The sequence below is a fragment of the Niastella sp. genome, from assembly GCF_045805085.1.
GTDB lineage: Bacteria > Bacteroidota > Bacteroidia > Chitinophagales > Chitinophagaceae > Niastella.
Genome location: NZ_JBJMLX010000288.1, coordinates 20675 through 27331 on the forward strand (window position 1 = coordinate 20675; position 6657 = coordinate 27331).

Below are 6657 nucleotides of genomic sequence, written 5' to 3' on the forward strand. Positions count from 1 at the left end.
GATTTTTTCCTGGTACTTATGGCAATATTCTGACATGCAAACTATTTAACAAAATTATCTTCCATTAATAGCTATAAAATGTGCCAATGTACGGCAAACACGTCATTTGCATGGAATAATAAGGATCAAAACTTATGTATAGCGGTCAGTTATTCAGGAATCAAATTTGAGATTTCAACCTGCCCCCATTAGCTTTGCGCCAAATTCCACATATGAATATCTTAGTTGTACTACATAGCTGGCTTCGATGGATACTGTTGATCTTATTACTGGCATCCATTGTAAAAAGCTTATCAGGTTTCAGCGGTAAAAAAGCATTATCGGCAGGTGACAAGAAATTATGGTTATTTACTATGATAACAGCCCATATTACCTTGCTGATTGGTTTGATATTGTTATTTGTTGGTACGTACGGTATTGCCAAAGGCGTACCCGAAGGCGTGAGTGTAATGAAAAATGCCACCTATCGTTTTTATTGGGTAGAACATCCGGTGATGATGATCATCGCCATTGCATTGATCACCGTTGGCAGAGGTCAGGCAAAAAAATCTATCTCTGATTATAACAAATACAAAAAAGCATTCTGGTTCTTTTTAATTGCTTTACTGGTAATACTGGCTGCTATTCCGTGGCCTGGCAGGGAAGGTATTGGCCGTGCCCTCGTTCCCGGTATGTAGTATATACTTTACATTATTTATAATATCAGCAAAATGTCCCTCATCGGGACATTTTGCTTTTTATCCATCATGCTAAATATGACTTTAGCGTAAATGCATCTAAAAATAATCTTTTATAAACCAGCCTTTTCTAATCCTGCGCTGATCCAAACCGCTCCTATCTGCCTCATTTCAATCTACTTATCTCAATTCATCAAGGCATGTAACAAAATGAAATACAACACAATATTCGAGTTATGCGCGCGTTTTTGGATGCGTATAAAATGATCCGAAAACCTGGGAGCAGGACACTACAGGACAATCGTTTGAAGTTTACACGATACGTTTGCGCGCCCTGAGTTGAATAGATCAAAGAAAGGCCAGAACCCCACATCAATTACATCTTTTCCAATAAGCAATGTGGTATATAATGGCTATCGTATACAGAAAAACGATCTGCTTTCCTTGCTTGCTCCTGATGAATAATTTTTCATAAATCTTATTGAGTCTGTATTAACAGGAATATTATATTTCGGCAGGCTTTTTGAAAATACAAATGTAAACGTTATCATGACACTTAACACCTTGGTGAGAATCCGTACTAGCGTTTTCTTTTTATGCTTACTATTCTCCAGTTCGTCCCTATTAGCACAAACTATCAATGCGGTGTACGCAGGTACTGCGTATGAATATGATCAAAGTTCTGATGCCGGCGCAATGGTAAGAACTGATTATGCCTATTATTTCAGACCCAATTCATCTTTCTGTAGCAGTTTAGATAAAACTGATTGGGCAAAGCGTATTGACGGTACTTATTCTATTACCGGCAATCAGCTGAAAATGAAATTCCTTAATGATGGTTCTGAAAAAATTATCCTGTTAAGTGTTACCGGCGAAACCGGCCAGTCTGGCGCCGCTACCTTTGTAAGACTTAATGTTTCCACTGCAGTTCCCAACGGTTTTTTCAAATTTATAAGATCGGGCGGTAAAGCAGATGGCTTTTATTTTACCGAAGGTAAATTTAAACGTACTGCTACGCTTACAACGGTATCGGGTGGAAGCAGTAGCAGCGGTGATGGTGGTTCTTATACCATCAACCAGGGTCAGTTAGAACTGAAATTTGACAATGGTAAAACAGCCAGCTATAGCTTATTCACCAGTCCTGATAAAAAACAGATCGCTGTTATCAATGGCGATATCTTTTATCTCGATGAAGAGGAAATGGCCAAACATGGCGATATAGCAAAACCATCTGCACCTACAGCTGCTCCTGTAGTTACTACTACAGCTACCAAATCGAATGATGTGCTGGAAACCGGGATGAACCTGATGAAGGCGGCTAACCAGGTACATGGTGGTAAAAGCCTGGATAATCTAAATTCGCTGAAAGCAGTGATGAACACCAATAACCTAACACTGACTATGTGGGCCGACTTTAACCGTCAGATCGTGCGCCTGGAATCATCGCTGCAAGGCAACGTTATTCTGTTAGAGCAAATGGAAGGCAACAGCGGTTGGAGCTTTGATGGTAATGGTTATGCTGCCCTGTCACCCCAACGTGTAACAGAACTGAAGCGTTACCTGTACTGTGGTTTGTTAGGCCTGAAGTCAAGCATTCTGGACAAATCTACAGCCACTCTGCAAACATCACAGTATGATCTGTCATCGGTAATGGTAACAGTAAACAGCATCCGTGCCGGTTATATCCTTAATAACAAAACCAACAGGCTGGAAGCCCTGATTATGGTTGACCCGCTGAGTGGTACTACTACCTTTACATACTCTGACTACAAGAAAACGGGCGGTATTATGTTACCATACACCGAGATCATGCAGAGTGGTAAACACGCTCAAACTATCACTTACGAGAATTACGACATCAACCCATCGTTACCTGCGAACGCCTGGGCTAAGCCGAAATAATTAAGTTAATAAGCATTGTAAAAAAGGCTGCCTGATAACGGGTGGCCTTTTTCTTTTTAAAGGAAGAGGCAGAGGGCAGAGGGCAAAAGGCAAAGGGCAAAGATGGCTCGCGAGAATGTACATTCCTCACTATTTTCATGTCTCACTACCGTATTTTCTCTTCGCTTTATCAACGCTGTCAACCTTATCAACCCTATCAACATCCTACTTTATTACTTCCAAGCTGCTATTTTCCTCGTTAACTTGTTAACTCGTCAACTTGTCAACTCATTAACTCGTCAACTAAATCCTTATCTTTCCAGTAAGAAGCTCGACTATGATCACATACAATCCGAAAGACTGGTTTACTTTTATTTTCCGCTTTCATAAGGCCGACACCTTACGCAAGTTATCACCGCTTATTTTTGGTATCTGTATTTACTGTTGGATCATCGTTATCTTTGAATTGCATTTTTTGAAGCTATCTGAAGGCAGTTACGTAAAGCAGATAACCTCCATGCACACCCTGCTCAGCTTCGTGATCTCAATGCTGCTGGTTTTTCGTACCAACACCGCATATGACCGCTGGTGGGAAGGAAGAAAAATGTGGGGTTCACTGGTTAACAATAGCCGTAATCTGGCCATTAAACTGCACAGCATGCTGCATTTTGAAGAGGAAACACACCGTTCGTTCTTCAGAAAATCCATTCCCATGTATGCTTCGGTGCTGGCGCATCACCTGCATGCAGAATCAACCCGCCTGGCGCTGGATGAAACGGAACATCCCGAATTGAAAAATATCGATACCAGCCGGCACATCCCTAACCAGGTAGCCTCGCTCTTATTTCAACGGGTAAACAGGTTGTATGAAGAAGGAAAAATAAAAGGCGATCAGCTGATCGTTCTCAATAACGAACTGCAATCATTTACCGATATCTGCGGCGCCTGTGAACGCATCAAAAACACACCCATCCCTTTTTCGTACAGCGTGTTCATTAAAAAGTTCATCTTCTTTTATGTGATGACGCTGCCCTTCAGCTTCGCCATCAGCCTGGGCTATCTGGCCATACCCGTAGTTGGCTTTATTTTTTATGTTCTGGCCAGTCTTGAACTGATCGCGGAAGAAATTGAAGACCCGTTTGGCGGCGATGAAAACGACCTGCCCATGACCAAAATGGCTTCCAACATCAAAAAGCATGTGGCTGAAATTATACAGTAAATCTATTCGTATATGGAGTGAAAGATGGTTTTCAAACTATCATTGGCAGTAGTTACAGGCGGCCATTGCTTTAACTGCTTTTCAACGTTTTGAAGGCGGTCTTTAAACACCGGGTGGGTGCTCAGGAAGGCAGCCCGCTCGCCTCCACTGCCGCTTTCCTTTTGAAGCATTTGCATCAGGCGCATCATCCCCTGCGGGTTGATCCTGCTTTTTTCCATTAATTGCATGCCATTGTCATCCGCTTCCGTTTCCAGTGACCGCGAATATTGCAAGCCTTTCAGGGCATCGGCATTATTAACCACTACTGTAGCAACGTTTGAGTGATCGCCGATCAATATTGAAATGAACATTTGCCGGGCCATGCTTCGAAAGATATTGCGCAGGGAATGGCGCAAAGCAATATGGGATGCTTCATGTCCCAACAGGGCCGCCAATTCTTCCGGCGTTTTCATCTGGTCAAGAATGGCATCATACACCACAATATGCCCGCCGGGGATGGCAAAGGCATTCACTTCGTTCGATCCTACCACAGTAATTGATACCGGGTAGCCTACATCGTAATGCAGCTGTTTATAAAAATTGTTCAGGATAGCCGTTTTTTGGGAATCGATGCGGTATTGCAACTTCACCGACTGGTACATTTGCTCCCCCATCCTGATCTCTGCTTCCTTTGAAAATCTTTTAGCCATCCGCTCACCCAGAAAAGGGATCAGCCACAGGTATGTACCCAGCAATAAAAACAAAACGATGCCGGCAAGCAGGGCCAGCTTTACCCAGCTATTTCCCAGCACGCGGTTATGCACTTTACCAAACACGCGATGGTGCGACAGGGCCTTTTGCAATGCTTCAACCAGTTGCTGGTCCCGGATGCCCAGGCGTTCTATTCCCCCGCCGGCATTCCGATATTGTAATTCCCCGCCTATTATTTGTTTATTAAATGCAACAATATCTTTTGTAAGCCAGTACACGTCCTTCTCCTTGCTTTCTTCATCGCGATGGCGTATGGTAATAGTTACCGCCGACAAAAAAACGGTCGCCTGGTAATAATGTCCCGCCGCCGTATAATAAGTTGCTGAATAAGTGCTCATATTGGCACTAAATTAGGAGTAAAGAATGGATTATATTTGACCTTGAAAACTCTCTTACACCACTTTATGAAAAGGATTCCTGGTTTCCTTCCTGTAGTAGCATTACTGATTTGTATCGCAGCCTGCAACAGCAGCAAAAAAGTAACCATTCAACCCACGGCCGAAACACAGGCCAGGTTGTTGCCGGCCATGCCTTCTTCCATCATCAATATTCCCTTTAAAATATACATGAAGCCCTTGCTGGCGATGATGGATTCAAGCAGTCCCAAAGAATTCACCAACGATAAATGGCCCAATTATACCCAATCGGGTTGCGATTTCCGTTATAAATTCCGTTTTGTACGCTCGCCTTTTACATTTGGCTGTGTTAACAATAAAGTAACCATTGGTTTTCGCGGCAGTTACCAGATCGCAGGCAGCAAAGCCGTGTGCGCCATGGATAAACAGGTATCGCCCTGGGTAAGCGGCAGCTGTGGTTTTGGTAACGAGGCCTTGCGCCGGGTTGATCTCAACATCAGTTCTACCCTTACGTTATTGCCCAATCACCAGTTGCTTACCAGTACCAGGTTAGATAAGATAAACGCGGTGGATAAATGCCAGGTGACCATGATGCAAAACGACCTGACCGATGAGATCATGGATAGCATTAGGGCATCGGTTGAAAGCACTTGCGGCACTTTCGACAAGTTTATTCAAACCCTGAATAACAATGCTATGCTGCGTCAGTGGCGCAGTGGCGGCAGCCGGGTGATCCCTATCAGCACCTATGGTTTTTTAAATCTGAACCCATCTGATTTGCGGGTAAGCAATTTCAATGTATTCCGCGATACCTTATATTTTTCAATCGGCTACAGGGGTGAACCAAAATTCTCTTCAGACAGCCAGCAGCTGGTTACCCATGCCGCGCTGCCCCCTATCAGCAATTCGCAATACTCAACCGGCATCAATACTTATCTCGATGCCGTTTACCAATACAGTTTCTTTAACAAGCTGATGACCGATAGTTTGGTAAACAAACCGTTTGAGGTAGAAGGCAGAACGTTTGTAATAAAAGACGTGAAACTCAGCGGTACCAACGATGGCAAAATTCAGGTTGATGTTTCCTTTACCGGTAACCGCAAAGGCGTATTGCACCTGAAAGGCACGCCACAGCTGGATGCAGAAAAACAGTTGCTCTCCATGCCCGATGTAACTTTTGCGCTCGACACCAAAGACATGATGGTGAATATTGCCAAGGCCCTGTTCCATAAAAAGATCATGAAACAACTCGCCAACCAGTCGGTGCTGGATATTGCCGCCCTTATTGAAAAGAACAAGAAAGTGATTGAAGCGCGATTAAACCAGCAAATAACACCCTGGATGAGCAGCGCCGGCACCTTCCAGGAATTCCGCCTGATGGGACTGCTTCCCCAAAAAGATTACATCCAGGTACAGGCGTATATCCGGGGCACGTTGATGTTCATTGGGCAACCGCCAGTTAGTATGCTGAGGAAGTAGTTGATCAGTTAACCAGTTGACCAGTTAACGAGTTAACGAGTTGACGAGTTAACGAGTTGACGAGTTAACAAGTTGACGGGTGGATAGAGACTAACATCATATTGCTAATTCAAGCCATCTGTTCTAACTTTGGCCAGGAAATAATTGTTCTGGATAAGGCAACCAGGTAAGCTAATCTTTCGTAATAGGGATAGAGTTATGAAAAACAATTAGTTAGCAAAGAAACATTCCCGCAAACCAACACCCTTGCTAGATAACTCAAACATTTCCTCATTGTTGAGTGGCTGTCGCAAAA

Annotated in this window: 5 protein-coding genes; 4 read left to right on the forward strand and 1 reads right to left on the reverse strand. The window is 43.5% G+C overall.

Annotated features, from left to right (window positions below; all coding sequences use genetic code 11):
* Positions 1-212: 212 nt before the first annotated feature.
* The 3 genes from ACJ751_RS15095 to ACJ751_RS15105 all read left to right on the forward strand — a co-directional run bounded on the left by ACJ751_RS15095 (position 213) and on the right by ACJ751_RS15105 (position 3777).
* Positions 213-677: a hypothetical protein gene (locus ACJ751_RS15095; protein WP_407746333.1), complete on the forward strand. Its 465-nt coding sequence runs from the start codon at positions 213-215 to the stop codon at positions 675-677.
* Positions 678-1322: 645 nt separating this feature from the next.
* Positions 1323-2579, forward strand: coding sequence for a hypothetical protein (locus ACJ751_RS15100; protein ID WP_407746334.1), 1257 nt, complete (start codon positions 1323-1325; stop codon positions 2577-2579).
* A gap of 316 nt (positions 2580-2895) precedes the next feature.
* Positions 2896-3777 (forward strand): bestrophin family protein, encoded by an 882-nt coding sequence (locus ACJ751_RS15105; protein ID WP_407746335.1) that lies wholly within the window; start codon positions 2896-2898, stop codon positions 3775-3777.
* Positions 3778-3779: 2 nt separating this feature from the next.
* On the opposite strand, the gene ACJ751_RS15110 is transcribed toward ACJ751_RS15105, so the two are convergent.
* On the reverse strand, positions 3780-4865 hold the full coding sequence (locus ACJ751_RS15110) for a M48 family metallopeptidase (protein WP_407746336.1): 1086 nt from the start codon (positions 4863-4865) through the stop codon (positions 3780-3782).
* A 66-nt stretch (positions 4866-4931) separates the two neighbouring features.
* Here ACJ751_RS15110 and ACJ751_RS15115 point away from each other — a divergent pair, with 66 nt between their 5' ends.
* Complete coding sequence (locus tag ACJ751_RS15115) at positions 4932-6362, forward strand: DUF4403 family protein (protein WP_407746337.1); 1431 nt, start codon at positions 4932-4934, stop codon at positions 6360-6362.
* The last annotated feature ends 295 nt before the right edge of the window (positions 6363-6657 follow it).

Excerpts from the sequence above, each read along its gene's own strand:
- ACJ751_RS15095 (WP_407746333.1), top strand. The coding sequence starts at position 213 with ATGAATATCTTAGTTGTACTACATAGCTGGCTTCGATGGATACTGTTG.
- ACJ751_RS15105 (WP_407746335.1), top strand. The coding sequence starts at position 2,896 with ATGATCACATACAATCCGAAAGACTGGTTTACTTTTATTTTCCGCTTT.
- ACJ751_RS15110 (WP_407746336.1), bottom strand. The coding sequence starts at position 4,865 with ATGAGCACTTATTCAGCAACTTATTATACGGCGGCGGGACATTATTAC.
- ACJ751_RS15115 (WP_407746337.1), top strand. The coding sequence starts at position 4,932 with ATGAAAAGGATTCCTGGTTTCCTTCCTGTAGTAGCATTACTGATTTGT.